Here is a 26,142-nt window from a genome sequence, read left to right as displayed (position 1 = left end):
TTAACTATGATTTCAACATTGTTTTCTTCGATTAGGGACCAAGAGAAAACTTCACTTCTCCCATTACATCTTTCACTTTTATTGTTTGCAGATTTTCATTGAGGATGCCTGACCTTGAAAACTCCAATAGAGAATTGATGAGCTGATACATTTTATCACCAGACTTAATGGCCATATTTATATATTTCTCAGTGTTATGATTCAGCTGACCGTTAGATTTTTTTAATATCAGTTCTAAGAGACTTTTAATATTTCGGGCGGGTTCTTTTAAATCATGAGAAGCTACGTAAGCAAATTCTTCTAATGATTTATTGAGTTCTGTTAACTTCTTGTTTCTAGACTGTAGTATTTCATTTAAAGATTCTATTTTTTCTTCATATTCTTTTTGCTGACTAATCACATATTGGAAGGAGAAGAATCCATTGATTTTATTATTTGCATCCAAGAGAGGTTCACAATTGATATTGGTCCAGTATTTTTCCCCTGCCTTGGTGTAATTTACAATATCAACTTCAAAACCTTTACCATTCGCCAAAGCATCACTCATTATTTTTACAGTAGCTGAATCTGTTTCCTCTCCCTGTAAAAAATGTCCTGGTTTTTTGCCCAAAACAAAATCTGCATCATAACCGGTCAATCTCAAAAATGAGTCATTGACATATGTGATTTTCCCTTCAATATCAGTTGTGATAATTGAATTTTTAGTTTGCTCAGCAATGGAAAGTAGGCGGTAATTTTGATTTTCGAAAAAAAGCTGCTTTACAGGTTCCGTAACCGTTTCTAGAGCTTGGCCCACTTGTCCTTGGTCAGTAAAGAAGATAATTGCTAGTCCTTCCTTGTTTTCGTCAGCTAGTGAATTAATGAAATAAGAAATCATTTCTGTTAGATTTGAATCCCGAAAATTATTTTTAGAAGAAAACCTGTTAGAGGAAATAGTATAAATGGTTTTTTCCGAATTTATGTAAACTTTGCCTCTCTCCAAGCTCATTCCCTCTTTGATAGTTCTTATCGGTATATGATCACTTATCTCTGAAAGTTCATTTATTAACGCTCCTGTAGTTTTTTCCTGCTCTTGGATAATTATGTAAGCATAGCCTGACTTCAAATTTATTTTCTGAAGATATGACTTCAATGCCTTATTGCTATTGAAGGAGATTGCAAGAACGATTAAAGGGATTTTTGCTGTATTCATGTTTTAAAGTTCTTGGGTACAGTAAAGGAAAAACTACTTCCAATTCCTAATAGCGATTCGACCCATAGCTTGCCTCCATATTTTTCCACTAACTTCTTGCAAATAGCCAACCCTAAACCTGTTCCAGGGTATTCGGATTTTGAGTGAAGCCTTTGGAATATTTGAAATATTTTTTCATTATTTTTTGGGTCAATCCCTATTCCATTATCTTTTATTTCAAATTCATAATGAAGTTTACATTCCTTACATTTTATTTCAATTTTTGGCTGACTGTCTAATTTAGAATATTTGATGGCATTACCAATTAAATTGTGGAATAGCTGCTTAATGGCAGTCCTGGAGTAGTACACCTCTGGTAGTTCCTCAATTTCTAAGTCAATATTTTTCTTGCTAACGCTTGAATGAAGAAGGCTTAAAACCTCCGCTATTTCATTATTCAAATCTAATTTCTCTAGCTTTTCTTGTTGAGTACCCGCTCTGGAATATTCCAATAGATCTACTATTATTTGGCGCATGCGTTTTGCACCATCAACCGCAAAATTGATGTAAGTTTGGGCTTTATCGTCCAATTGATCTTCATATTTAATTTTCAATTGGGTCATGAAACTAGACACCATTCTAAGTGGTTCTTGTAAATCATGGGAGGCGATATAAGCAAATTGCTCTAGTTCCTTATTACTATTCTCTAGCTTTTGAGTGTAATCCTTCAATTCTAGGTTTAAATTTTTTAATTCCTCTTGCTGGTTTTTCTCTTGTGTTATATCTCTGAAATAGATAGAGAGCCCATTTTTTGAAGGGAAACTTCTGACGTTCAGCCAAATGTTTAAAGGCTCATCATAGTAATCGAAAGTTCGTGTTTCCTTGTTTTGTATGGATTTGTTGTATTCTTGTTCTGCAACGCTACCTTTGGCATAATCAAATAAATCCCATTGGTTTTTTCCCAAAGCATCTTCTTTGGAAACACGTAAAAGCTTCTCCGCTTTTTTATTAAAGTAAGTAAAGTTGAATTCTCGATCTACGGCTACAAAAGCATCTGAAATGCTTTCTAATATTTCACTTTCATTTTCATAAGCCTCCTCCAATGCCTGTGTTATAAGCTTTCTTTTAGTGATGTCCTTGTAATAAATAGAGTAACCATCTTGGCTAGGGTAGATACTTTCATCGAACCACAAATCAAAATATTCGAAATAGAATTCAAATTGCACCGGCTCTGTGGTTTTCTTTACATGATCCAAATAATCCTTAAATACAGTTTTACCAATTTGCGGAAATTCTTCAAATAAATTTTTACCGATGAGGTCGTTTTGTGATTTCCGCATCGTTTTTAGCGCGCTTTCGTTCACATAAGTGAAATTAAAACTTCGATCTAAAGCATAAAATGCATCAGAAATGCTTTCCAGTATATTATGCATTTCCTTTAGGGCATTTGCAATTCCTTTTTTATTACGGACTTTTTGAGTGACATCCATTACCGTGGAAATCATTAAATCTTGACTGGGTAGCGGAATATTTTTGGCATCTACATACTTTGTTTCACCTTCTTTAGTAGTAATTTTTATCTCATTCCAACGCATTTTTCCCATATCCCCAGTTTCAATTCCAGCATTGATCAATCCTTGAATTTCTTTTCGATATTTCGGATCAGGATACACTTTTTCGAAAAATGATGATACATCGGTAAGTTCACTATCTGGCCAACCGTAAGCTTTACTAAATTCCTGATTAATTAAAACTTGCTTGCCCGTACTAATATCATTAACAGCAACTCCCATGGGGATGTGCTGCAAAATATTTTGTACAAGTTCATTTTGCTTTTGCAATTGTAGTTCAATATTTTTCTTCTCTGTAATGTCAGTACTATGGCAAACCAAGCCAACAAGTTCAGAATTTTCATATATTGGTGCGATATTAGCACTAATCCAACCAGGATCTACATCTTTGTTCTCAGTTGGACCAATTTCAACTGAAATCGTTTGACCGCTAAGTCCTTGATCATATAATGCTTTCCATTTATTAAGATAGGCATCGTTTACGATTGGGATTTCAAGCATATTTTGTCCTACATGCAAAGTAAAGTCTAATTGTTTTTTGAAGCTTGCTACCATCGCCTCATTTGCTGCTAACAACAAGTAATTCTTGTCTACACTCCAAATTAGATTTTGTGTGCCATTGATGAGGTATCGTGAAGATTGAATAATCTTTTTTCGTTCTCCATTCAATACATTTTCTGGTTCTTGGTATTTTCCAGTACCGATATAGAAACCCGTATCTGCATTGAATTTAATTGACCAAGAAAACGGAATTTGGTCTTGATTTTTATGAATGAAAGGACAGGGAAAATCATGAATTGGGGTTCTATTAAGTAGATTTTCACGAAATTTCTTATTCTTTTTTGATGGTATAAAATCAAAGAGATTTGTCCCCTCGAGTAACTTAGGTGGATAGCCAAGGTGGGTCTGGCTAAATCTATTTACCTTAATAAAATCAAAATCCTCATTTAGTACAAAAACCAAATCATCGGACAATTCCATTAAGTCTAGTATGCCTGAGGGGAGTTGCTGGCGCATTTTGAAATGTTAAAACTGAACTAATTGCATATATAGTAACAATTTCTCAATATAATAAAAACTACTGTTTTAATCAATGGTATTTCAGAGTTAGGGAGGCTAAATTTAATTTCGGTGGTAGGTTACATAATCAAATTCAAATTGATGTTTTTCATCTTTAGGATGATGTTTACGGTTAACCTCTTTCCATAATGATTTATCAAATTCTGGAAAATAGGCTTCAGCATCAGGGAATTCAGCCTTGACTTCAGTTATATACAGGCAATCGGCCATCGGCAAACAGGCCTCATATATCTGTCCACCTCCTATTATAAATAATTCTTCTTCATTGTTTTTCTTTGCAAAAGCAATTCCGTCTTCAATATCATGAAATACTTTTACTCCATCATGTTGCCAGTCTTTATTTCGTGTAATTACTATGTTCACTCTTTTCGGTAGCGGCTGATATTGTTCACCTAAGGAATCAAAATTCTTTCTTCCCATTAAAATGTGGTGATTACGTGTTTTATCCTTAAAATATTTCAAGTCATCCGGTAGATGCCAAATCATATCATTATTCTTTCCGATGGCATTATCATTAGCTTTTGCCACAATCATCGATATTTTCATTTTGATGTAATTTTTATTTTTTTAATGGTTTGGAGTACCAATAGAGTCAATCCTTCTAAGTATTTTAGCTTTCAAAGCTCCAATCTTCAATTGAAAAACTTAAACAAATATCATAATGTTATACTAAAACAAATATGATTTAACGATATAATTTTTCGCATTTTGCTACTTCAGTGCAGAAAGATATACTTAGTAGAGCTAGAGAGGGTTAAAAGCATTATATCATAGCAAGTCGGTCGGCTAGTAATTAAAGCACAAATAACTAATGAAAAGCTTCAATAAGTGTTTTTAAGAATAAATCTGTTTTGGTGGTTTCCTCGAAAATTAGTTGATTAGCTAATAAATGACCTCCATCTATGATTCCCGAAGTAATTAAGCAATTTGTCTATTCGCTACACAATCATAAGATTAGCGGATTCTCATCCGTTCCTGGCGGGAGTATTAATAATGCTTTTCGCTACTATGCTGGAAAGGAGGAGTTTTTTCTGAAATTTAATCAGGAGGTCGAAGGAATAATTGAGAAAGAAGTGGACGGACTGAAAGCAATTTCAAAATTGAATTGTATTTCCACGCCAAAAGTGATAGCTTTTCAAAAAGTTGAGAGTTACGAGCTTTTGGTATTACCATTTATAAAAGAAGGAATAAAAACTTCTAGAGCATGGGAGGCTTTCGGTGAACAATTAGCTGAAATGCATTCAGTACCTGTCCCTTATTATGGTTGGCATCAAAATAATTTTATCGGTAGTCTACCTCAATCTAATGAACAGACTGATAACTTTCCATCGTTTTTCATTAATCAAAGGTTAAGGCCTCAAATTCAATTAGCTCATCAGAATACATATTTTTCTTCTAAGCAATTAAATCTCTTTGACGTTTTATTTCAGAAGCTTCCTGAAATCCTTCCTGATACAAAACCTTCATTAGTGCATGGCGATTTGTGGAGTGGAAATTTTATGATTGATGAAGTCGGCATTCCGTACCTAATAGATCCATCAATTCATTATAATTATAGAGAAAGCGATCTTGCTTTCACCTATCTCTTTGGCGGCTTTGATTCAAAGTTTTATGAAGCCTACAATCAGCATTTTCCTTTAGAAGCAGGATTTGCTGAAAGGATTCCTCTCTACAATATTTACCCACTACTAGTGCATTTGAATATATTTGGAACTGGATACCTCGGTTCAGTTATGAATAATCTTTATCAATATGTAAGATAAGTGTCCGTAGTTGGAATTTTATATGTTCATTAATGAACACTTCTCCGAGTCCTGAGATTTAAAAACCCCTTTATTTTGATTTAAACGCCTATCTGCAACTATTCGAAATTTGGCAGCGTCTTAGCTATAGAAACAATAACAAAATAATATTTTAACAAAAAATCTAAAAAAATGAAAACTATTAAGACCACCGCCAAAATGATTGCACTAACATTAGTAATGGGATTAGCAATCAATGTAAATTCCATTGCGAGTTCAATTGAACCGCATGCGAATCCGTTTTATTCGGATGAAGAGATGATCAATTTGTTGGAGTTAGAAGATGACTATGATTTATTCGAATCTGAAATGCGAAAAGAGGGAGTTCTAGAATGTGAAAACAGTGAAATCATTATTGTCTTAGGCCAAGATGATGAAATTGTTTATCAAGGAAGCCATCAATTGGAAGATGAAAGTAATGCTTTTTTAACAAGATTATTGACCAAGGCAGATTTCATTATGTCTTCTGGAGGAAAAAGCTTCTACAAAGTATTCTAAAATAGAACCCAACTTTAAATTCGAATTTTATGGAATATCTATAAAAAAGGCTGCCTTGAACTAGGACAGCCTTTATTTTTTCCTTCAGTGCAAGTATAATTATTTAAACTTCGGATGATCTTCTCCAGGAAAATTCTCTTCAAAGAAATCACCATACTCACCAATCGTTTTCTTCATATCTTTCCTTAGCCATAAAATGCCCAACAAGTTTGGTAAAGTCATTAAGGCTATCGTTATGGCCGACAATGTCCAGATAATTGTAGTGTCCTGGAAAGCAGCAAAGAAGAATGCGACTACGTAAACAATTCTATAATAAATTACAGACTTTGGCCCAAATAAGTATGTCATGGCTCTGTCACCGTAATATGACCAGCTAATAGCAGTACTAAAAGCAAATAGTAGCAATCCTATTGATACAATATATTGTCCCCAATCACCAAAGAAACCTCTTTTGAATGCTAATGCAGTTAATGGTGCACTATGAACCAATGATTCTCCTATGAATTTGATTGGTCTATCATCCGAAACTTTACCATTTGTAATATTAACAGATCCAGTAAATACTTCATCAGTCAATAGACCTTCATCTTTATAGACCATAATGTTATCAGCAAAACTTCTACTGTGGATAAATGTGAAATCATCATTTTGAATTTTTCCGTCAACAACTTTTAATTCACCAGAATAAGTAGGAAGTTTTTCTTCATCATTGATATGGAGGTATATTTTGTTTTTATGCTCCTCATTGGATTCTACGTATTGCTTATCTAAAATCTCGATTTCAGAATACTCAAATTTATTGCTATGTTTTTCATTCCAAGCTCCTGAAGATAGCAGAACCAAACCCGTAACTGTACAAATGATAATGGTATCAATGAAAGGTTCTAAGATGGCAACCATACCTTCGGAAAGCGGTTCGTTTGCTTTAGCTGAAGCGTGAGCGATAGGTGCAGACCCTTGACCCGCTTCATTGGAAAATAAACCTCTGTTTACCCCTCTGTTAAATGCATAAGCGATATTAGCTCCTATGAAACCGCCAGTTGCTGCTGAGCCAGTAAATACATCACCAAAAATAGCAATCAATGAAGGAATAATGTTCTCGTAATTGAAAAGGATAACAGCGAAAGCCCCTATGAAGTATATGATGGCCATTGCCGGAACCAGTTTTGATGTAACTGCTGCAATTCTCTTGATTCCACCAATAATTACTAAAGCTAAAAGCACAGCTAAAACTGCGCCCGTTACCACCTGATCAATTCCAAAAGTGGCTAATAAAGTACTTGAAATACTATTGATTTGAGGTAAACTTCCAGTACCAAATGAAGAAAGTACTGTAGCAAATGCAAATATGGCTGCTAGCCATTTCAAATTCACTTTTTTACCATTAAAAGTGAAGTTAGCATTTTTCATATAGTACATTGGGCCTCCAGCCATAGTACCATCGTCAAGTTTAGTCCTGTATTTATGTGATAAAGACACTTCGACAAATTTTGTACACATCCCTATTGCAGCAGTAACTAACATCCAGAATAAGGCTGCTGGCCCTCCTAAGTGGATAGCAAACGCAACTCCTGCAATGTTTCCTGTACCTACTGTTCCTGAAAGTGCTGTTGCTAAGGCTTGAAAGTGGGAGGTATCACCAGGTAAATCTTTTTTATCAAACTTTCCGCTAACAATTTTAACAGCATGTTTAAAAAATCGTATTTGTGGGAATTTTAAATAAATTGTAAAGAATAAACCAGTTCCCAATAAAGCGTATGGAAACCAAGTGGCACTCCCTATAAAACTGTCAATAAAAATGAGGAAATTATTTACTTCTTGCATAGAGCTTAGTGTTCAATAAGTCAATTTTTTTGTGAATGGTGACAAAACTAAGAAAAATTACATAACATAATCGATTTCAATCGACAGTTTTTATGATTGGCATTGAGAAATGATAAGGCTAAAGGATTTTGGACGGGTTCAACAGTTATATGCTCAAGAAAAGACATTTACATTTACATATTTTCTTATTTAGCGGATTTGGGTCTATCTTTGAACAGATCTTGAAATTATCCTTATAGAACCATGAAGCAAATATTTATAATAATACTGACAATAGTCTGTCTTCCCTTTCTTTCCCTAGCGCAATTTGAATTGGACAGCCTTAAGAAAAAGTGGGAAAATGTGGGTAAAGAAGCTATCGAAGGCGTTTATTCCTTGTCAGGGGACAGTAGGTCTTATTCCATTGCATTAGCTAAAGACAATGATGTTTATAAGTTGGTGTATTTAGAAGGCGGATTGGAAAATTGGATTTATGGTGATTTGAAGGGAATGATTGCCAAATCGGAAGAGATGTACGAAGGGCGGTGGAATGCCGGCAAACCAACCAAGCCCAACTTGGAAGATATTAAAGTTGTTTTTGGGAACAAAAAATTCATTCTGTACTGGTCGGACTGGTCGATAGATGAGTTTAAAATGATTTATCCTGAGAGAGCCGAAGAGCCCACTGATATGGATGAGGTGTTTATGGATCAAGCCTTCAAACGTGAGGAAATATCAATTCCGATTCAGTTGAGTGATTCAGGTTCGGTGGAAATTCCCGTTATGGTTAATGATGTGCTAAAAATATTCGTAGGACTTGAAAAAACATCAAATGAAGTCGTTGTATCTAAAGATATAGCTAGAACTTTAATTCAGACCAAAACGCTTGGTTATAAAGAATGGAAGGAAGGAAATTACTACAAATTCATTGATGATAAAAAAGCTTTTGAACCGCCACATGTTTTTAACTTAAATTCTTTAGCTCTGGGAGAAGAGCAATTAACTAATTTGAAAACCGTTATTTCTGATGAAATCTCACGATCCATGGTCATTAGTTTTGAAGTATTGGAACGTTTCGGTAAAGTAAACATTGACATGGACAAGATGTTACTTACAATAAAACCAAGATGATAATGTATCAATACCTATTAATTCTGTTTACTTTATTTATGCAACCCAAGACTTCTACTCTTGAGCTTGAGATTGGGGAATTTAGAAATATGAAGGGTCATGTGCTAGTATCTGTATTTGATAATTCTGAGGACTTCCCCTCAAATGAACAGAATGCGATTGTGAATAAGAAAGTTAAGGTCACCCAAAAAAAGCACACAATCTTGATTGACGGACTTTCTGCTGGTGAATATGCAGTTGTATTCTTACATGATGAAAATGGAAATGAAAAAATGGACACGAATTTTGTAGGAGCGCCCACAGAAGGTTATGGTGCAAGCAATGACGCTGTCAATACATTTAGTGCTCCAAAATATAAGGAAGCAAAATTCCTTTTGGAAGGTGAAAAGAAATTCCTAAAATTGAAGATATTTTATTAATTCAATCTATGAGACTAAATTTTTTAATTATAATTGTTTCTTGCTTCCTGTTTGCGTGTGGTCAAGATGGTGAAAAAGGAAAAAATAGTGATCCACTTTGGGAATTGGAACAACAAGTTTTTGAAAAAGGTGAAGATATTGAAATTGAGGAAATAAACAGTGCTATTGAAAAAGCAACCACCATGCGTTTAAGTTGGGCTTATAGTCCGATTACAATTGCTATAAGGGTAGCTGGTCAACAAATGATCAGCCCTCAAGTTAAAGTTTTAGCTAAAAGCATGTCTGGCAATGAATTGATTACTCATACCGTAGTAATGATTGAAAAACAAAATCTTCAAGATGATTCGATTGACGATGAATATTATAGAATCGAGTTAAAGTTAGGAGGAAGCATCTGGCAAGTAATGGATATTAAAACGGCATGGACTTGCAAGGCTGAAAGAGGCCACACCGAGCTAACCTCAGAAGTTTGTAAATAGTGTCGAATGGCTGTTCGTTTCGAGTTTTTTTATCTAATTGAGATTCAATATCTGGGTTTTCGATATCATGGATGGCAGTTCCAACCAGGATTGAAAACATTACAGGGTACTTTAGAAAAAACTTTAAATTTTCTTTTTGCTGGTGAGAAATTTAAAATATTGGGCGCAGGGCGGACGGACGCAATGGTTTCAGCGGAGTCTGCTTATTTTGAATTATTCACCAATGAAGAATTGGACGTTAACAGGTTTCAGCACACATTAGATGATAATCTTCCAGCTGATATTCAGGTAGTAGATATACAAACTGTTGATAAAGAATTTAATATCATTCAGGATGTGAGAGAAAAAATCTATCATTATTATTTTGCTTCTGTGGAGGAAAAATATCCGTTTGCATCGCCTTTTATGAATTGTATTCGAGAGCCTTTAGATGTTGAAATGATGAGCAGAGGAGCAAAACTATTTGAGGGGGAAAACGATTTCCAGTTTTTTATCACAGGAGATGCGGAAAAGAAAAACACTATCAGGAAAATTGAAGAGTGTAGTATAGAGAAAAATTCAGAGTTATCTGCAAGCTTCTTTCCAAACGAAAGTTTTGTTTTTAAGATAAGAGGGAAAGGCTTTATGCGTTACCAAATTCGCTTAATGATGGGAGCATTAATACGACTGGGTAGAAAGGAAATTTCCTTGCAAGATATTTCAAATGCGCTAGAAGGAAATTTACCAACTTTTCAAAAATTAAGTGCTGCTGCTTCTGGTTTGAGAGTGAAGGCTGTAAGCTTTAGATCTTAAATAGACCAGAGCTCAAGTAACGATCACCACGATCACACGTTATGCAAACAATAATGCCAGATTCAATTTCATTGGCAATTTCCAATGCTGCAGACAATGCTCCACCACTGCTCATTCCCGCCAAAATACCTTCTTCTTTAGCCATTCTTTGTGTCATATTGGTCGCGTTGGTTTCGCTAACGTCTATAGTTCTATCCACTCGATTAGCCTCAAATATCTTAGGTAAAAATTCGGGAGACCATCTTCTGATTCCTGGAATTCTTGAGCCGTCTGTCGGCTGTGTTCCTACAATCTGTATTTCAGGATTTTGTTCCTTCAAATATCTTGATACACCCATAATTGTACCTGTGGTTCCCATCGCAGAAACAAAATGTGTAATTTTTCCCGCTGTATCTTTCCAAATTTCGGGCCCAGTGGTTTTATAATGCTGTAAATAATTATCTGCATTTCCGAATTGATTAAGCATAAAATATTCACCACTAGCAGCCATTTCCTCGGCTACTGTTCGTGAATATTCAATGGTACCTTTTGCACTTGTTAGAATTACTTTAGCTCCATAGGCTTCCATTGTTTGAATTCTTTCTGCTGTAGAGTTTTCGGGCATGATCAAGGTCATATGCAAGCCCTTCACTTTGGCTATCATTGCTAATGCAATTCCAGTATTGCCACTTGTAGCTTCTACTAACTTATCTCCGGCTTTTATTTCTCCCCTCTCAAGGGCAGCACTAATCATTCCCAAAGCAGCCCGATCTTTTACACTACCACCAGGGTTTTGCCCCTCTAGTTTACAATAGATCTTAACATTTTTATTGGTTGGAATATTTTTTAATTCTACAATTGGGGTATTGCCCACTAAATCTTCTACAAACATTTCTTTATAATTGTTGAACTGATATGTTAAATAATGATATTTCAAACGTAATCATAGCTGAACTGTTTAACTTACTGTAAGGAATTGTTTATTATTTTAGTAACATTAAATATTGGAATTATTACTTTATATATATAGATTGTGCTTTAAAATTATTTATCTACTTAATCTATTTAAAATATGTTAGCGATTGGAATAGTTGCTGGAGTCCTCTTATTGATTATTATATTGATGTATAACAGCTTGGTGAACAAGAAGAACCAAGTGGAAAATAGTTTTTCTACTATTGATGCCATGTTAAAGAAAAGGTATGATTTAATACCTAATTTGGTCAATACTGTGAAAGCCTTTATGAAGCATGAAAAGGATTTACTATCTGAAATTACAGAATTGAGAACCAAAGCTGTTTCTGGTAATTTAAGTGATAGCGAAAAAATTGATGTTGAAAATAGAATATCAGGAAAAATGGGCGGTATAATGGTAGCCGTTGAAAATTATCCGGATCTAAAGAGCAATTCTAATTTTTTACAGTTGCAGGGAGCATGGACAGAATCTGAAGAACAAATTTCAGCAGCTAGACGAGCTTACAATAGCACGGTGACGGATTATAATAATGCAATACAAATGATTCCGACCAATATGTTAGCTTCTATGATGAACTACAAAAAGAAAGACTGGTTTGAAATACCAAATAACGAGAGAAATAATATAAGTGCAAAAGATTTATTCAAGGCTTAATTTTAGGTGAATGCAAAGCAAATTAACTTTTGATCAATTCTATGAAAAAAAGCTTATCCCTGAAATTGAGAAGCAAGAAGACCAACGAAAGAAGTATAAAAGGAAGTTCCTAACTGCTTTATTAATAGGATATATTATTTACGGAATTATTGTTGTCTCCGTTGAGTACATATATTTTCACAACGAAGATCAAAATTTTTTTATCGCATACGTGTTCTGTGGAATTCTTTTAATAGTTCCGTACATTTTCTTTTTTCAGTCGTTTAGGAGAAAATTCGCACTGGTATATAAAAATAACGTCATCAGAAAAATGATCCATTTTATTGATAATGGATTGTCATACAGTCCTACTAGTGGATTTTCAAAATCTCAATACTTACGAAGCGAGCTTTTTAAGCGAAGACCTGATAGGTATAAAGCAGAAGATTTAGTTCAAGGTACAATAGGTCAAACTCCCATTTGCTTCTCTGAAATAAAATCGGAATATAAATCTACAAGCGGCTCAGGAAAGAACCGCAAAACTCAATGGCACACTATCTTTGATGGTATTTTTTTTGAAGCTGATTTTAATAAGGATTTTAAGACAAAGACGTTTATTTTACCAGATTATCTAGAAAGATCACTGGGCTTTATTGGTAAGAAATTGCAGAGTTTAAACGTTGGCAGGCCACCACTAGTGAAATTAGAAGATCCAGAATTTGAAAAGTATTTTGCAGTATATGGAGAGGACCAAGTAGAGGCGAGGTATATATTATCTACATCGCTGATGCAGAGACTGACTGAGTTTGGTAAGAAGAGAAGCTTGCCGATCTACATTTCCTTTGTGGATAATAGTATTTTTGTTGCAATTTATGAGTCAAAGAATTTATTTGAACCTAGAATTTTTAGAACAAATGTTAATAAAGATGTAATTTTCGAATATTTTGACATGCTGAAATTAGTCACTGGAATTGTTGAGGATCTAAATCTAAATAACAGAATTTGGGCTGGTTCTAAAATGAAGTAGTAAGTGAATTTGTAAACTAGAAATGAAGCTTTAATTTGCCCTTCTACTCTAGATTGCTTTTCAATAAGTGTTTGTTTTCTGAATCATAGTAAAGTCTTGAATTTGACTCCAGACTTCTGGTTATCCAACTATTACCACCAATCACACAATGATCTCCTATATGTGTTTTGCCTCCAAGAATTGTAGCATTTGCATAAATCACCACATTATTACCAATTGTTGGATGTCTTTTTTGGCTTGCATTTTCCTTTTTCACACTTGTTGCTCCAAGCGTTACTCCTTGATAAATTTTGACATGATCACCAATATCTGTTGTTTCTCCAATCACGATTCCTGTACCATGGTCTATGCAAAAATGGGATCCGATTTTTGCTGCAGGGTGAATATCAACCCCGGTTCTGCTGTGTGCATGTTCACTAATCATTCGTGCAATCAATTGATAACCTGAATTATAAATACTATTTGCAATTCTATAAGCAGCAATAGCTTTAAAACCTGGGTATGTTTTAATCACTTCTAAGCGACTCTGGGCTGCCGGATCCCCTTCATAAATAGCAGTAATGTCATTCTCTAAAGTTGATTTAATTTTTGTTAAGTCCTTGAAAAGAACATCCTCATCCCCCGGATACTTTTTTTGAAGGCTTTTACATCTTTTCTGTAAAAGTAGATGCCAATCTTTTCTTAAATCCCCAAATCTGTTTTTCAGTTCATTTCTAGTCGTGATTTTTTCGTTTCCATAATCTGGGAAAAGGAAACCCACTAATGATTCATAAAAGGCAATTATGCTGCTAGGAGAAGGACAGCCCAATGCAGTTTGATGTTCTTGATATAAATTATCTAAAAAGCCTTCTTCCATCAGTCTTTAATTTCTTCTCTACCATCTGCATGAATTGCAAATCTCCCTTTATTTTTATCATGAACATTTTCATAAGTAGGCCATGGCCAACCACCGAATTCAGTTTTTTGAAACTCCATGATGGTTTCTCTAACCTCTGCAGGATAGTTTAAAACAAAAGGACCATGTTGTACTACAGGTTCGTTAATAGGTTTACCTTGAAGTAGTAATAATCTGGCTTCTTCTTCACCATTTTTTATGGTTATATCAGCTCTTGCATCTAAATATGCTCCATGGTAATGGGGTAAATCGGTCCCGTTTAGTGCTAAATTTTTCCCTGTAAAAAAATACAGATTCCTATTTATGTTATTTTCGGAAGTTGGTAAAGTAAATTCTGCACCAGCCTCCATTTTTATATGCCAAATAGCCACTTCATTTTCAGACTTTGCAGCCCAAGAATTTGGTGCTGGCTTTGGGGCTGTTTTACCTCCTATATTGCCTGCCATAACTTCAACCTCAGTTTTCCGGTCATTTTTATCAGTATGTTTAAAAACAGGAATCGTATCCTTCCATAGCATGGCAAAATGAGGGTCTACCTTTTTATGGTCTCGAGGTAGATTCAGCCATATCTGGAAAAGTTCCAGCGGGTTTTCCTCATTTTCTTTTAGTAAAGGAAACATTTCAGAATGCTGAACTCCTTTCCCAGCCGTCATCCATTGGACATCACCATCACCAAATCTACCAGCAGCACCTAAAGAGTCGGAGTGGTCTACCAAACCTTTTCTAACAGCCGTAACCGTTTCAAAGCCACAATGAGGATGTGCAGGAAAGCCCGGCACTTTACTACCATGATACATTCTCCATCCATCTTTGATAGTGAAATCTTGACCAATCATTCTGCCATCCAATGAGGCTGCAGGTCCTAAATCTTTATTCCCTTTAGGAAAAAAATCTTCATGATGGACACAAAATAAAAAGGGGTCTTGTGTTTGCCATGGGAAGCTTAATTTTTCTATTTTTTTGATTCCTGAATTATCCATGTAGGTACAACGATTATCAGCTTCATTATGTTGACAAAAATGAGCTTAGATTTATTCAGCTATGGGTAATTTTTTGCCACAATTATGACAAAATTTCGCGAAATCCCCATGTTGTGTTGCTCCGCAGCTTTGGCAGCTCCTATTATCCATCTTAAATCGGTTTTTGTTCATCTCTGAGGTCACAATGCCTGTAGGGACAGCAATTATACCATATCCCATTATCATAATTAGAGAAGCCACAATTTGGCCAAGCGCTGTGATTGGAGCAATATCTCCGTAGCCAACAGTGGTCAAAGTTACTATTGACCAATAGATGCCTTTAGGAATATTAGTAAAACCACTTTCAGGTGGTTCAATTAAATACATAATGGCACCTAAAATGGATACTAAAATCAATACCGTTCCAATAAACAAAGTGATTTTTTTCCGGCTGGCCAATAGAGCTGAGGAAAGTTGGGATGCTTCTCCTAAATATTGAGTTAATTTAAAAATTCTAAATATTCGTAGAAGCCTTAATCCTCTAATGATCATTAGGGATTGAGCTCCGACAAAGAAAAAGGCCAAAAGTGAAGGTAAAATGGAAAGAAGATCTACTATACCAAAGAAGCTTTTGATATAGTGCCATGGCTTTTTGACAATTATGATTCTAATAATATATTCGATTAAGAAAAATGCAGTAAAAATCCATTCAGCCCATAAAAAGTAGGTTCCGTAAAGCAATCGAATCCATCCAACACTCTCCAGAATTACTGCTAAAACACTAAAAAAAATAGCTACCAATAGAATGGCATCAAATAATTTACCACCAGGAGTGTCAGCCTTAAAAATAATATTAAAGGCTTTTACTTTCCATTTTGCGTTGGTATTGGCTTGTTCCTCCATTATTAAGTTTTAATATCTAATAATATATATTGTAATATTTATATTCTATAATCAAGTGAATGGTTTTTGTATTTTAACGCTATTTTGTATAAATTATACTAACATTAACTAAGTATTAAATTTAATTTTAAATTCAGTGAAGCATTCCAGAACCTTACTTTTATCAATATTTATCCCCCTTGGTCTGTTTGGGCAGTCTAAAAGTAATAATACTTTCCCTGAAAAATCAATTAATTATGGAATAGATAAAACCTATGAGCCTTACGAGTTTGTAAATAAAGATGGTGAAGCTGAAGGTTTTAATGTTGACATAGTCCAAGCAATTGCAAAAGAGTTGAATTGGGAAATATCGATTTACCCTTATGACTGGAAAATAGTAAGGTATAAGTTAGAAGTGACTAACGAACTTGATGCTTCGGCCTATTTCAAAACTGCGGCTCGCGAAGATAGTATTTTATTTTCGCGTCCTATAAGCTTGGTTTACTATTCCATTTTCACTCGTTCGGACAAAAATCCTGTTGAAGATTTATTTAGTCTCTCTGGGAAAAAAGTGGCAATACAGGAAGTTACTATCGTGGAAGAGTACTTTAATCAATTAGGTTTTTTGGACTTAGAACAGCTGCAAACTTATACCTCTGAATCTGCTGCTATCGATGCAGTGGTCCGAGGGGAAGCAGATTGTGCCATTACTTCATTTATGACCACTAATTATAAAATGGAAGCTGAGAATATTAGTAATATCCAGTCTTCTAGTGATCCAGTATTTATTGCGGAGTATTGCTTTGTGGTGAATAAAAAAGAGTCTGCTTTACTTGATTCCTTGAATTGGGGACTAAGATTAGTGAAAGCTTCAGGAGAATATGACGCCTTGTACCAAAAATGGTTGACACCCAAAAAAGGATGGTGGGAAGAAAATATAGAGATTGTTATTATAATAGTAGCTGTTTTTTTTCTGCTGGCTGTCATGACGTTAGTCTATATTTATTCTTTACAGAAATCAGTTAGAAAGAAGTCACAGTTGATTAAAAGGGAAATTCAAAATAGGACTGAAGCGGAATGGGAGCTCAGGGAGAGTGAGAACTTGAGAAGTAAAATGGAGGCTTTTACTTCGGTCATGCTAGTGGACATAAATTTGGAGCAGAGCATTATTCAGGCTCCTAAATTGTTTTACTCTATTTTGGGCTTTGATGAGAATGAGTTAAATGGTGTAAATATCCATCAGCTACTATCTGCTAATTCAGTAGTAAAAGATAAAGAGATAAAAAGCATTTTATTAAATAATGAATTTTCGTTTTTAGATGCTGAATATGAATTTAAGACAAGTTCAAACGTCCCTGTCTGGATGGATAGTAGCACTTCTTTGCTCTACGATATTAATAACAAAATAGTCGGGTTCAAACAGTTTTTGAGAGACATAACTCCTTTGAAGGAAGCAAATCTTAATTTGAAAGATCTAAATGCCGAATTAGCTAATTTCATGTACAAAACCTCACATGATGTGCGAGGCCCCATTGCAAATGTCCTAGGATTAGTGAATTTAGGTAACTTAACAACAAATGATAAAGAGATTCTAAGTTATTTTAGCATGATTGAAAAGAGCGTGCACAAGTTGGAACATATTTTCAATGATTTTAGGGAAGTCAGTTTTATACTGCATGGTGATTTGAATATTACCACTTTTGATGTTAAGGAATTGGTTGAAGAAGTATCGATAGCAATTTTTTTAAAGAGAAATAAAGATATTAAGAGGGCGAAAATTGATTTTGAATTATTGAGTGAGTCTAAATTCATCACTTCGGATCGAGCACTCTTGAAGCGGTTGTTTTATCAACTAATGGAGAACGTATTTGAACACAACAGTTACTACGATACTCAATTAAAAATAACGTATGAGAAGTATAATTCCACGCACTATAAAATTTATTTTGAAGATGACGGAATCGGTATCCCGGAAGAATTACATAAAAAAGTGTTTGAGGTGTTTTTTAAAGGAAAGAGAAGTGATATTAATGTAGGGATGGGTTTGTACATGGCAAAGAAGGTAATTACTCGATTGAATGGTGAGCTAAATCTGAAAAGTGAGAGTGGCGGTGGAACCACCATAGAAATACTTTTTCCAGTCAGGCAAATGACTGAGAATATAACTTACAATTGAATTAATTGCTTATTTAGGAATTGAAAAGGAGAAAATAGTGCCTTTTCCTTCTTCACTTTTTACCCAAATCTTGCCGCCATTTTTTTCTACGAATTCTTTACATAAAATGAGTCCAAGTCCGGTGCCTTTTTCTTTAGCAGTTCCTTGTGTAGAATGTTTGGTGTCTATTCTAAATATCTTATTAGCAACATCTTTTGGCATACCAACACCATTATCTGCAATTTTTACCACATATTCATGTTTTTCATTAACTACACCCATTTTAATTTGTCCACCTTCATCTGTAAATTTAATGGCATTGGAAAGTAAATTTCGTATGACGGTGGTTATAGAATTGGGGTGTGCTTGAACAGTAATCGACTTAGTGTTTTTCACTTCTATTTGAATATTTTTATTTTCAGCTTGCTTATCTAGAAGTCTTTTATTCTCATTTAACATTTCAGTTAAATCAAATTCTTCAGCTGTAAACTCTATATTGCCTGTCTGAGATCTAGACCACTGCAAAAGATTTTCCAGTAAAGCAAAAAGGTTTTTCAGCGATTTATCCAAGTCCTTTGCTAGCATTTGAATTTCTTCTGTGCTCAAGCTGCTAGTGTGATTCATTAACAGTCCAGAGAAGGAGGTTAGAGAATTTAAAGGCCCTTTCAAATCATGACTGATAATAGAAAAGAATTTATCTTTAGTCGCATTTAGATCCTCCAATTCATCATTTTGCGCATTTACTCGCAAATTAGCTACTTTTAATTTTTTATTATTCTTTTTCTGTAGGATGAAAAGAGTAAAGATCAAAATCAAAATAATAGCAATTAATGTAACCATTATGATTAGGAAGTCTTTAAATCTTTTTTCCTTTTCCAGTTCAAAGTCTTTCTGAATCCTATTTAATTCTAGCTGGTCAATTAAGCTTTGTTTTTGATTGATCGTATGTCTGCTTTGCATTTTTAGAATACTTCTATCAACCTTTTCTTTTTGAAGAAAGTCTTCTAAAGCTTTAAAAAGCTCGCTATACTCCAATGCTTTTTGATAATCTCCCAGCTCTTTATAAGCTTTGCTTAATAGTCCATAGGTATCTTGAATAAGCTCCTGCTTTTGTGACTTTTGAGCTAATGGATTAGCCAGCCTTAAATTAGCCAAAGCCCTTTCGGCATTACCCTCCTTAAAATAGTACTGGGCAACTGAATTATACAATGTAGCCAATTGAGCTTCTGCTCCATTTAGTTGTCTTAAAACTTCAAGAGCAGCCAAGTAATTCTCATAGGCCCTTTCTGAATTGCTTCGTATCAAATAGATATTACCGATGGCATTTAAACATTCGGCTGTTAATAGTGGTGATTCTATTCTTCTGAATATTTTCAGTGCATTTTCATAGTGATTCAATGCCCTTTCCAATTCGTTCTCATTTTTATAGATTTCTGCCAAATCTGTATGAGTTTCAGCTTCTAGTTTTGGAATTCTCTCAGCAGTAGCGTATGTCAAAATATTTTGATATTGTTCAATTGATTTACCTAATTCGCCAGTCAGCCAGTAAGTTTGGCCCAATTCCTTATTGAGATATACCCTAAGAGGAGGGAGGTCATAATTTCTCAAAATGGTAGAAGCTTTTTCTAAAAACTCTTTTCCATAGTAATAGTCCTCAATTTTTTCAAAAAGTTGGTAGAACCCAATATATGTGAAGATTAGTCCTGCTTCGTTTCCTGACTTCTCATCAATTTCTAAGGACCTTATGAGATATGACATTGCCTTTTCCAAGTCATTAGTTTTGCTAATGTGAATGAAGGCCAATTCTTTTGAAATCTTACTTTCCACATCAGGCCTTTCAATATCAATTGCTGCTTGCAATGCCTCTTGTTTATTTTCAAGTAGCTCCTCTGCATTTCTTGAAGATAAAGAGTCTTCAAAAGTATTAAACCATTCCCATTCAGAGGACATTGTAGGGGGTTGCGCCTGAAGGATTAGGGTTGAAAATTGTAGATATAAAAGAAGGTGTATTGCTTTCTTAAGCATATTTCGAGTTACATTAAGCGTCAAATTAAGCAAAATTATACAGATTGAAGTTAATGCTATATGTGTTTTTTTAGTCTGAGTTAAATAATTTTTACTATCAGACAATTTATCTAAATACCCCTTTTAAGCGGTTCTGGCAGGTTCTTTATAGTTGTATTTATGATTTATTTTAGAAGAAATAGTTTAAATTTTATCTAATAATGTAATTAATTTAATAATAGATTTTAAATTTTAGATTAATGCAGTTATATTTGAATGTAAGATATTTAAACGCTTTCGACATGAAAAGATTTTTATTGGTTATTATTTCTGCATTATTTATTGGAGCGTGTGCCCAAAAAACTTGTCCAACATATTCATTTAATGATTTGAATACAGACCAAGAAACCGTCCTGGAAGAACAGACTGTTTGATTTTAAAAAAGCATTAATCAATATATTTCTTCACATCTTGAGCACTTATTTTCTCAGCTCCCAAGATTATCAATCTTTCTACTACATTTCTTAACTCACGAATATTTCCACTCCAATTGTACTCTTGTAGTTGATTTAAGGCATCTTTATCAATAGACTTCTTCTTTGCGCCTTGCTCTTCAGCAATATCACCCAAAAACTTCTCTACTAATTCCGGAATATCGTCCTTTCTATCCTTTAATGGTGGAACATTTATTCTTATTACACTAAGCCTGTGAAATAAATCTTCCCGGAAGTCATTGTTTTCAATTGCTTCCTTTAAATTTTTATTAGTAGCAGCAATGATCCTCACATCAACTTTGATGTCCTTATCACCACCTACTCTGTTAATTCTGTTTTCTTGTAAAGCACGTAATACTTTTGCTTGAGCGGCTAAAGGCATATCACCAATTTCATCTAGAAATAAAGTGCCCCCGTTAGCTTGCTCAAATTTTCCTATTCGTTGCTTAATGGCAGAGGTAAATGCTCCTTTTTCGTGACCGAATAGTTCGCTTTCAATCAGTTCGGAAGGAATAGCTGCGCAATTGACTTCTATCATTGGTGCTTTAGCTCTTTCACTCTGCTCATGAATTTGACGAGCTACTAACTCTTTTCCCGTTCCGTTTTCTCCAATGATCAGTACTCGTGCATCGGTTTGTGCAACTTTAGAAATCGTATCTTTAACCTCTTCCAACTGTTTTGATGAGCCAATCATCTCATACTTTTTGGATACCTTTTTTCTAAGTGTCTTCGTCTCGGCCATTAAACTGGATTTGTCCAAGGCATTTCTTACTGAAACCAATAAGCGGTTCAAATCTGGTGGCTTGGAGATAAAGTCAAAAGCACCTTTTTTGGTGGCTTCCACTGCGTTGTCGATGGTTCCATGGGCTGAAATCATAATAAACGGAATCTCAATTCCTTTATCAAATACGGCATTAAGCAGTTCCATGCCATCCATTTTGGGCATTTTGATATCACAAAGTACAAGATCGAAATGTTCGCTTTCAATTTTTTTTAAACCATCGGCACCATTACCAACTTCCTCTACTTGATATTTTTCATATTCCAGTATCTCTTTTAAGGTTTGTCTTATACTGGCTTCATCATCAATCAATAATATTTTTGACATATTTATTTTTTTTGAAAATCATCAATCTAAAATAAAAAATTGCAAGCCTATAAGCCGGGTTCTGTTCCTGTCCTAGGACAAGTTCCTATCATTTATCTAACGCAGTCTACCCCTTTTCGCCATCCTTGATAGGATTTTCGGACGAGCAGCCCTTATCCCGAAGTTCGAAAACTTCGGGAGCAAAAATGTATGTGACCTTACAACCCGAAAGGTTTACCGTGCAATCGAGCATTACTGTTCGATACGGTGGGCTCTTACCCCACCTTTTCACTATGACCCTGAAGAACTTGACAAGCAAATTCATCAAGGCTACCTATTTTCTGTGGCACTATCTGTTCTTAACTTTTACATTAAGCCCCTTGGTTTCTCAAGGTTCGGTGCTCTTTGTTGCCCGGACTTTCCTCCCCCTGTCAAAAACAGGAAGCGATAGGACAGCTTGCAATCTTTTATAAATTTCTTAAAACAAAAATAAGACCAAAATATGGATTTAGGAGGGTACGAAGGCTTTAAGTTGAAATAAATAAGTTGAGAGCTTAGATTTAATGTACGTCCTGACCTGTTAATTTATGCTCCCATGCATCAGCAACCGTTGCTACTTCTTCAATAATATCTTTTAAAACTGCTTCTGTTGCACTTTCTTCCAGTATAGCAGCTTCAACTCTTATGTAATCATCAACCAATACAAATCTAGCTGAACAAAAAGTTGCATTAGCTCGAATAAGGTTTTCTAAGTTAATGGAGGTACTAAATTCACAAACTTTAGACGTGAATTCAATACTTGGTTTGTTCGTAATGTCGCTCTTTTTTAACGTACCTAAAACAGCTTGATATCTATTTCCACCCAATGGATAAATGACTACAGATTTATTTGTGTCATACTCTTGAAATTGCCCGCCTATTTCATTGGCGTATGATTCCATAAATTCATTAAAATTCATAAGACAATCATTATAAAGTTTTCTTAGTTATATTTTATGATTCCTTAATGAAGGAAATGCATATAATAACAAATTTAGTAAATTATTGCATAAAATTTAGATAAAATTTTATTTAATCTTTACCAATGTTGCTCCATATCCAAATTTTTCTTTATGAGTATCTTTGAAAAACTGTACGTTTTCATGTTGCGATAATTGCTTATGAATATGATTTCTCAAAACTCCATTACCAACTCCATGAATAAAAATCAACTCATCAAGGCCTGCTACTAAAGCCTCATTTAGTTTCTTTTCAAACATGGCCAATTGAATTCGTAGAATATCTTCTTTCGGTAATTTTTCATAGTTGGAATCTATGCTTTCTATATGTAAATCAATTTCGGGGATCTGAGAATTGTTCCTAATAGTATTCTTAATCGCTGTCCCTTCTTCTTCCCCTTTAAAAAAACTATTTCTTAACTTTTCGGGATCAATTTTTTCCGGTTCTATAGTTTCTTTGGAAGATTGATTCAATGGGATAAGATAACCTTTTTTCTGCAGTAGAGGAATCTCAGTTTTATCCTTTTGAAAATGTTTTGATTTAATTTTTACTGTGATTTTCTCTGGTCGAATTGGAATTGACCATTTAGTATTTTCAATTAAAATTGTAAATGATAGTGAAGGCCAGGTGTTGAGATGATCCATGTTTCGTTCAGTTATTTTGCTGAACTTTTCTGCAAATATTTTCTCAGATAGTATGGTTTTTTCTTCGCTTTTTCCATTTAATTCATTTGCCATTAAAAGTATATCTTCACTGGACGGGTTTAAGAAATAAATGCTAAGAAGTTGGTCATTTAATGGAGTAATGGCCAAATGGAAGCCTTTTAACTTGTTTGGTTGTTCATGTATAGTCTTTTGTTTTGAAGTCTTTTGGCTTTCGTATTTTGGTGTGTCAAATGCTGTGCTTTCATCAGAAGATACTACCACCAATTCAGATTCTAAAACAGGGATAGCGAAACCATCTTCTATTTCGACTTCTACTAAAGATTTATCCAGCATCCTGACCACAATGCCTTCTTCAGTGCCTTTCATTAATCTTACTCTGTCGCCAATTTTCATTTTATACTATTTTAAAAATATAATGGATGCAAAACTACATTTTTTCCTTGCCATTCTATCGTTGGGAACGGAATTTTAACCTTATTGATTATTCTGAGCATTATTTCTAACCATCTTTGCTCCACCTCAATTTTGCTGGTATTTATATCTAAACTTAGAAGCCATTGTCTATTTGCTTCAAAGCCATTTTTTGAATTGTCTATAGGACTGCCATAAACCATCTCATTTCCGCTGTAACCTATTGAAAACTGTAACCAAGCGGGGAATTTATTTTTTTTACTAAAAATATTGAAATCAGTGCTCAACCAATAAGTTTGCCCATTGTAATCTTTTATAACTTGTTCTATAAAGTTACTTCCTAGTGTATTAGGCCTCAAGTGAGCGTAGGGGCTTGCTGAAAATGAGAATTTAGGATAAATATATGTTTGATCAAACAGAAATTGCTGATAGGGAAGAAGTGCTCCAATTGTATTGCTTAGGGCATCTCCCCAAGATGCCCCATAAGCTGCAGAGAAACCATCAAATATTTCGATGGGAAGCATCATGGCTGTAGAACTTAAACTACTGTAAAGCATAGCTTTTTGAGGTGTCATTCCTGATGCTTTAAATAACTGATAATTGATATTAGTGAGATGAAAAGCAGTATAAGCATGCCCAATTTTATCCATTTGAAGCCATTGCTTATTGTCATTGAAAAATTGAAACGATTGCGCTTCCGTATCCTTATACCAAAGCAAACCTAAGCCTGTCATCCCTGCAGTGTAAACTGCGCTTTCAGTTAAAATTATCTTTCGTATTTTATTTGTGTTAATGCTATCTTCTTGATTTTGAGCTTGACCGTGCGTTTGAAAACTACATTGAATTAAAAAGACAAATAGAAATATCCTCATCATTCAAAATTAAAGATATTTAGCTGTTAAGCATTGTCTAAAGCAGATTTATAAGTGTCCAAAGCTCTTTGCCGTGCCTTTTTATGATCTACAATAGGTTCTGGGTACTTGCCCGTGTTGTATTCTGGTACCCATTTTTTAATATAGCTTTTATTATTATCGAATTTATCGGTTTGGCTGTAAGGATTAAAAATTCGGAAATAGGGTTGAGCATCAGTTCCAGTTCCAGCAGCCCACTGCCACCCTCCATTGTTAGAGGCTAGTTCGTAATCGAGTAGCTTTTCGGCAAAATAGGCTTCTCCCCATCGCCAATCAATCAGCAAATGTTTTGTCAAAAAACTGGCAGTAATCATTCTAACCCGGTTGTGCATATATCCAGTTTTGTTGAGTTCCCTCATTCCAGCATCTACAATTGGGTAGCCTGTTTTGCCTTCACACCATTTTTGAAAATCCTCTTTACTGTTTCTCCAAGGGATGGCGTCATATTTTGGTTTGAATGCGTTATTAACAACATGCGGATAATTAGCTAAGATCATGCTATAGAAATCCCTCCAGATCAATTCGTTGAGCCAGGTATCATTAAGTTTTTGCGCATGGCTTACGGCTTCTCTAATGCTGACAGTCCCAAATCTCAAATGAATTCCTAATCTGCTTGTTCCATTCTTGGCAGGGAAATCACGATCTTGATCATAGTTCTCAATTTTATCTTCATTATAGTTTTTTTCAGGAATAGGAACATCCGATTTCTTAAAACCGATTTCGTTAAGACTAGGTATTTCTGGTTTGAATTGATAAAAGCTCTCTTTTTCTAAACTTATTTTGAAAGGATAAGTATGTCCCGTTTCCAGTTTTTCGAGCCATTTATTTTTGAACGGAGTGAAGACCTTATATGGTTGATTATCCCCCGTCAGAATTTCATCTTTTTCGAAGATCACATGGTCTTTGAAATCATAAAATCCAATACCTTGATTTCTTAATATGTTGTCAATTTTCTGGTCTCTCGCTAGAGCGTACGGTTCATAATCTCGGTTGGTAAACACAGCGTCAATATCATATTGATCAATTAATGATTTAAAGACTTCTTCAGGCGTACCGTGCTTTATTAAAACACCAGAACCAATCTTTTCGAGTTGTTGATTGATTTTCGTTAGTTCGTCATGAATAAAACTTACCCTTGCATCTGACTTATCCTTTAAGTCATCTAGTATTTCAGAATCGAATATAAATATGGGTAGTACAGGATACTCTTCTTGAAGTGAGTAATACAATGCGGTATTATCATATAACCTTAAATCTCTCCGGAACCAAAAAATTGAAATTTTATCCACAGCAATATTGTTTTGGAAAGTTAACCAATC

23 protein-coding genes and 1 other RNA gene are annotated in these 26,142 nt (G+C 34.6%); 9 read left to right on the top strand and 15 right to left on the bottom strand.

Annotated elements, in window-relative coordinates:
• Nucleotides 1-31: 31 nt before the first annotated feature.
• From Q3Y49_RS17525 to Q3Y49_RS17515, 3 genes are all read right to left on the bottom strand, one after another.
• Complete coding sequence (locus Q3Y49_RS17525; RefSeq protein WP_303269933.1) at nucleotides 32-1,192, bottom strand: PAS domain-containing protein; 1,161 nt, start codon at nucleotides 1,190-1,192, stop codon at nucleotides 32-34.
• A complete protein-coding gene (locus Q3Y49_RS17520; RefSeq protein ID WP_303269932.1) occupies nucleotides 1,189-3,759 on the bottom strand; it encodes a PAS domain-containing sensor histidine kinase in 2,571 nt (856 codons plus the stop codon). Before Q3Y49_RS17520 ends, Q3Y49_RS17525 begins: the two co-directional genes overlap by 4 nt.
• Before the next feature lie 105 nt (nucleotides 3,760-3,864).
• On the bottom strand, nucleotides 3,865-4,368 hold the full coding sequence (locus Q3Y49_RS17515; RefSeq protein WP_303269931.1) for a dihydrofolate reductase: 504 nt from the start codon (nucleotides 4,366-4,368) through the stop codon (nucleotides 3,865-3,867).
• A 356-nt stretch (nucleotides 4,369-4,724) separates the two neighbouring features.
• On the opposite strand from Q3Y49_RS17515, the gene Q3Y49_RS17510 reads away from it, so the two are divergent.
• Nucleotides 4,725-5,585 carry a fructosamine kinase family protein gene (locus Q3Y49_RS17510; protein ID WP_303269930.1) on the top strand — a complete coding sequence of 287 codons (861 nt, stop codon included), beginning with the start codon at nucleotides 4,725-4,727 and terminating at the stop codon, nucleotides 5,583-5,585.
• Between the two features lie 171 nt (nucleotides 5,586-5,756).
• Nucleotides 5,757-6,122, top strand: coding sequence for a hypothetical protein (locus Q3Y49_RS17505; protein WP_303269929.1), 366 nt, complete (start codon nucleotides 5,757-5,759; stop codon nucleotides 6,120-6,122).
• A 99-nt stretch (nucleotides 6,123-6,221) separates the two neighbouring features.
• Here the strand turns inward: Q3Y49_RS17505 and Q3Y49_RS17500 are convergent, their stop codons facing one another.
• On the bottom strand, nucleotides 6,222-7,946 hold the full coding sequence (locus Q3Y49_RS17500; RefSeq protein ID WP_303269928.1) for an alanine/glycine:cation symporter family protein: 1,725 nt from the start codon (nucleotides 7,944-7,946) through the stop codon (nucleotides 6,222-6,224).
• Between the two features lie 243 nt (nucleotides 7,947-8,189).
• Here Q3Y49_RS17500 and Q3Y49_RS17495 point away from each other — a divergent pair, with 243 nt between their 5' ends.
• From Q3Y49_RS17495 to truA, 4 genes are read left to right on the top strand one after another with little or no spacing between them, the layout of a single operon-like run.
• On the top strand, nucleotides 8,190-9,056 hold the full coding sequence (locus tag Q3Y49_RS17495) for a hypothetical protein (RefSeq protein ID WP_303269927.1): 867 nt from the start codon (nucleotides 8,190-8,192) through the stop codon (nucleotides 9,054-9,056).
• 2 nt (nucleotides 9,057-9,058) lie between these two features.
• Nucleotides 9,059-9,475, top strand: a complete 417-nt coding sequence (locus tag Q3Y49_RS17490) for a DUF2141 domain-containing protein (RefSeq protein WP_303269926.1) — start codon at nucleotides 9,059-9,061, stop codon at nucleotides 9,473-9,475.
• A gap of 8 nt (nucleotides 9,476-9,483) precedes the next feature.
• On the top strand, nucleotides 9,484-9,954 hold the full coding sequence (locus tag Q3Y49_RS17485; protein WP_303269925.1) for a hypothetical protein: 471 nt from the start codon (nucleotides 9,484-9,486) through the stop codon (nucleotides 9,952-9,954).
• Between the two features lie 6 nt (nucleotides 9,955-9,960).
• Nucleotides 9,961-10,746, top strand: coding sequence for a tRNA pseudouridine(38-40) synthase TruA (gene truA / locus Q3Y49_RS17480; protein ID WP_303269924.1), 786 nt, complete (start codon nucleotides 9,961-9,963; stop codon nucleotides 10,744-10,746).
• On the opposite strand, the gene cysM is transcribed toward truA, so the two are convergent.
• Nucleotides 10,736-11,617: a cysteine synthase CysM gene (gene cysM / locus Q3Y49_RS17475; protein WP_303269923.1), complete on the bottom strand. Its 882-nt coding sequence runs from the start codon at nucleotides 11,615-11,617 to the stop codon at nucleotides 10,736-10,738. The genes truA and cysM overlap by 11 nt on opposite strands.
• A 180-nt stretch (nucleotides 11,618-11,797) precedes the next feature.
• Here cysM and Q3Y49_RS17470 point away from each other — a divergent pair, with 180 nt between their 5' ends.
• Together Q3Y49_RS17470 and Q3Y49_RS17465 are read left to right on the top strand one after the other, a co-directional pair.
• Nucleotides 11,798-12,355: a LemA family protein gene (locus Q3Y49_RS17470; protein ID WP_303269922.1), complete on the top strand. Its 558-nt coding sequence runs from the start codon at nucleotides 11,798-11,800 to the stop codon at nucleotides 12,353-12,355.
• A 10-nt stretch (nucleotides 12,356-12,365) separates the two neighbouring features.
• On the top strand, nucleotides 12,366-13,361 hold the full coding sequence (locus Q3Y49_RS17465) for a DUF3137 domain-containing protein (protein WP_303269921.1): 996 nt from the start codon (nucleotides 12,366-12,368) through the stop codon (nucleotides 13,359-13,361).
• A gap of 43 nt (nucleotides 13,362-13,404) precedes the next feature.
• Here Q3Y49_RS17465 and epsC read toward each other — a convergent pair whose 3' ends face one another.
• From epsC to Q3Y49_RS17450, 3 genes are read right to left on the bottom strand one after another with little or no spacing between them, the layout of a single operon-like run.
• The gene (gene epsC, locus Q3Y49_RS17460; RefSeq protein WP_303269920.1) at nucleotides 13,405-14,217 is read right to left on the bottom strand and encodes a serine O-acetyltransferase EpsC; all 813 of its coding nucleotides are present in this window, start codon (nucleotides 14,215-14,217) and stop codon (nucleotides 13,405-13,407) included.
• Entirely contained in the window at nucleotides 14,217-15,236 is a 1,020-nt protein-coding gene (locus Q3Y49_RS17455; RefSeq protein ID WP_303269919.1) for a pirin family protein, read from the bottom strand. The genes epsC and Q3Y49_RS17455 overlap by 1 nt, the downstream gene beginning before the upstream one ends.
• A gap of 51 nt (nucleotides 15,237-15,287) precedes the next feature.
• Nucleotides 15,288-16,118 (bottom strand): ion transporter, encoded by an 831-nt coding sequence (locus Q3Y49_RS17450; protein WP_303269918.1) that lies wholly within the window; start codon nucleotides 16,116-16,118, stop codon nucleotides 15,288-15,290.
• 136 nt (nucleotides 16,119-16,254) lie between these two features.
• On the opposite strand from Q3Y49_RS17450, the gene Q3Y49_RS17445 reads away from it, so the two are divergent.
• A complete protein-coding gene (locus Q3Y49_RS17445) occupies nucleotides 16,255-18,273 on the top strand; it encodes a transporter substrate-binding domain-containing protein (protein WP_303269917.1) in 2,019 nt (672 codons plus the stop codon).
• Nucleotides 18,274-18,282: 9 nt separating this feature from the next.
• On the opposite strand, the gene Q3Y49_RS17440 is transcribed toward Q3Y49_RS17445, so the two are convergent.
• The 7 genes from Q3Y49_RS17440 to Q3Y49_RS17410 form a co-directional block, all read right to left on the bottom strand.
• On the bottom strand, nucleotides 18,283-20,277 hold the full coding sequence (locus Q3Y49_RS17440) for an ATP-binding protein (protein ID WP_303269916.1): 1,995 nt from the start codon (nucleotides 20,275-20,277) through the stop codon (nucleotides 18,283-18,285).
• A 426-nt stretch (nucleotides 20,278-20,703) separates the two neighbouring features.
• On the bottom strand, nucleotides 20,704-21,858 hold the full coding sequence (locus tag Q3Y49_RS17435) for a sigma-54-dependent transcriptional regulator (protein WP_303269915.1): 1,155 nt from the start codon (nucleotides 21,856-21,858) through the stop codon (nucleotides 20,704-20,706).
• A 34-nt stretch (nucleotides 21,859-21,892) separates the two neighbouring features.
• Nucleotides 21,893-22,301, bottom strand: an RNA gene (rnpB, locus tag Q3Y49_RS17430) — RNase P RNA component class A.
• Nucleotides 22,302-22,397: 96 nt separating this feature from the next.
• The gene (locus Q3Y49_RS17425; protein ID WP_303269914.1) at nucleotides 22,398-22,796 is read right to left on the bottom strand and encodes a hypothetical protein; all 399 of its coding nucleotides are present in this window, start codon (nucleotides 22,794-22,796) and stop codon (nucleotides 22,398-22,400) included.
• A 108-nt stretch (nucleotides 22,797-22,904) separates the two neighbouring features.
• On the bottom strand, nucleotides 22,905-23,894 hold the full coding sequence (locus Q3Y49_RS17420) for a Smr/MutS family protein (RefSeq protein ID WP_303269913.1): 990 nt from the start codon (nucleotides 23,892-23,894) through the stop codon (nucleotides 22,905-22,907).
• Nucleotides 23,895-23,905: 11 nt separating this feature from the next.
• Complete coding sequence (locus tag Q3Y49_RS17415; RefSeq protein WP_303269912.1) at nucleotides 23,906-24,787, bottom strand: DUF2279 domain-containing protein; 882 nt, start codon at nucleotides 24,785-24,787, stop codon at nucleotides 23,906-23,908.
• Between the two features lie 23 nt (nucleotides 24,788-24,810).
• Nucleotides 24,811-26,112: a cryptochrome/photolyase family protein gene (locus Q3Y49_RS17410; protein WP_303269911.1), complete on the bottom strand. Its 1,302-nt coding sequence runs from the start codon at nucleotides 26,110-26,112 to the stop codon at nucleotides 24,811-24,813.
• Nucleotides 26,113-26,142: the final 30 nt, after the last annotated feature.

This window comes from Marivirga harenae (genome assembly GCF_030534335.1).
GTDB classification, from domain to species: Bacteria; Bacteroidota; Bacteroidia; order Cytophagales; family Cyclobacteriaceae; genus Marivirga; species Marivirga harenae.
This window is presented reverse-complemented; position numbering and strand designations above follow the sequence as displayed.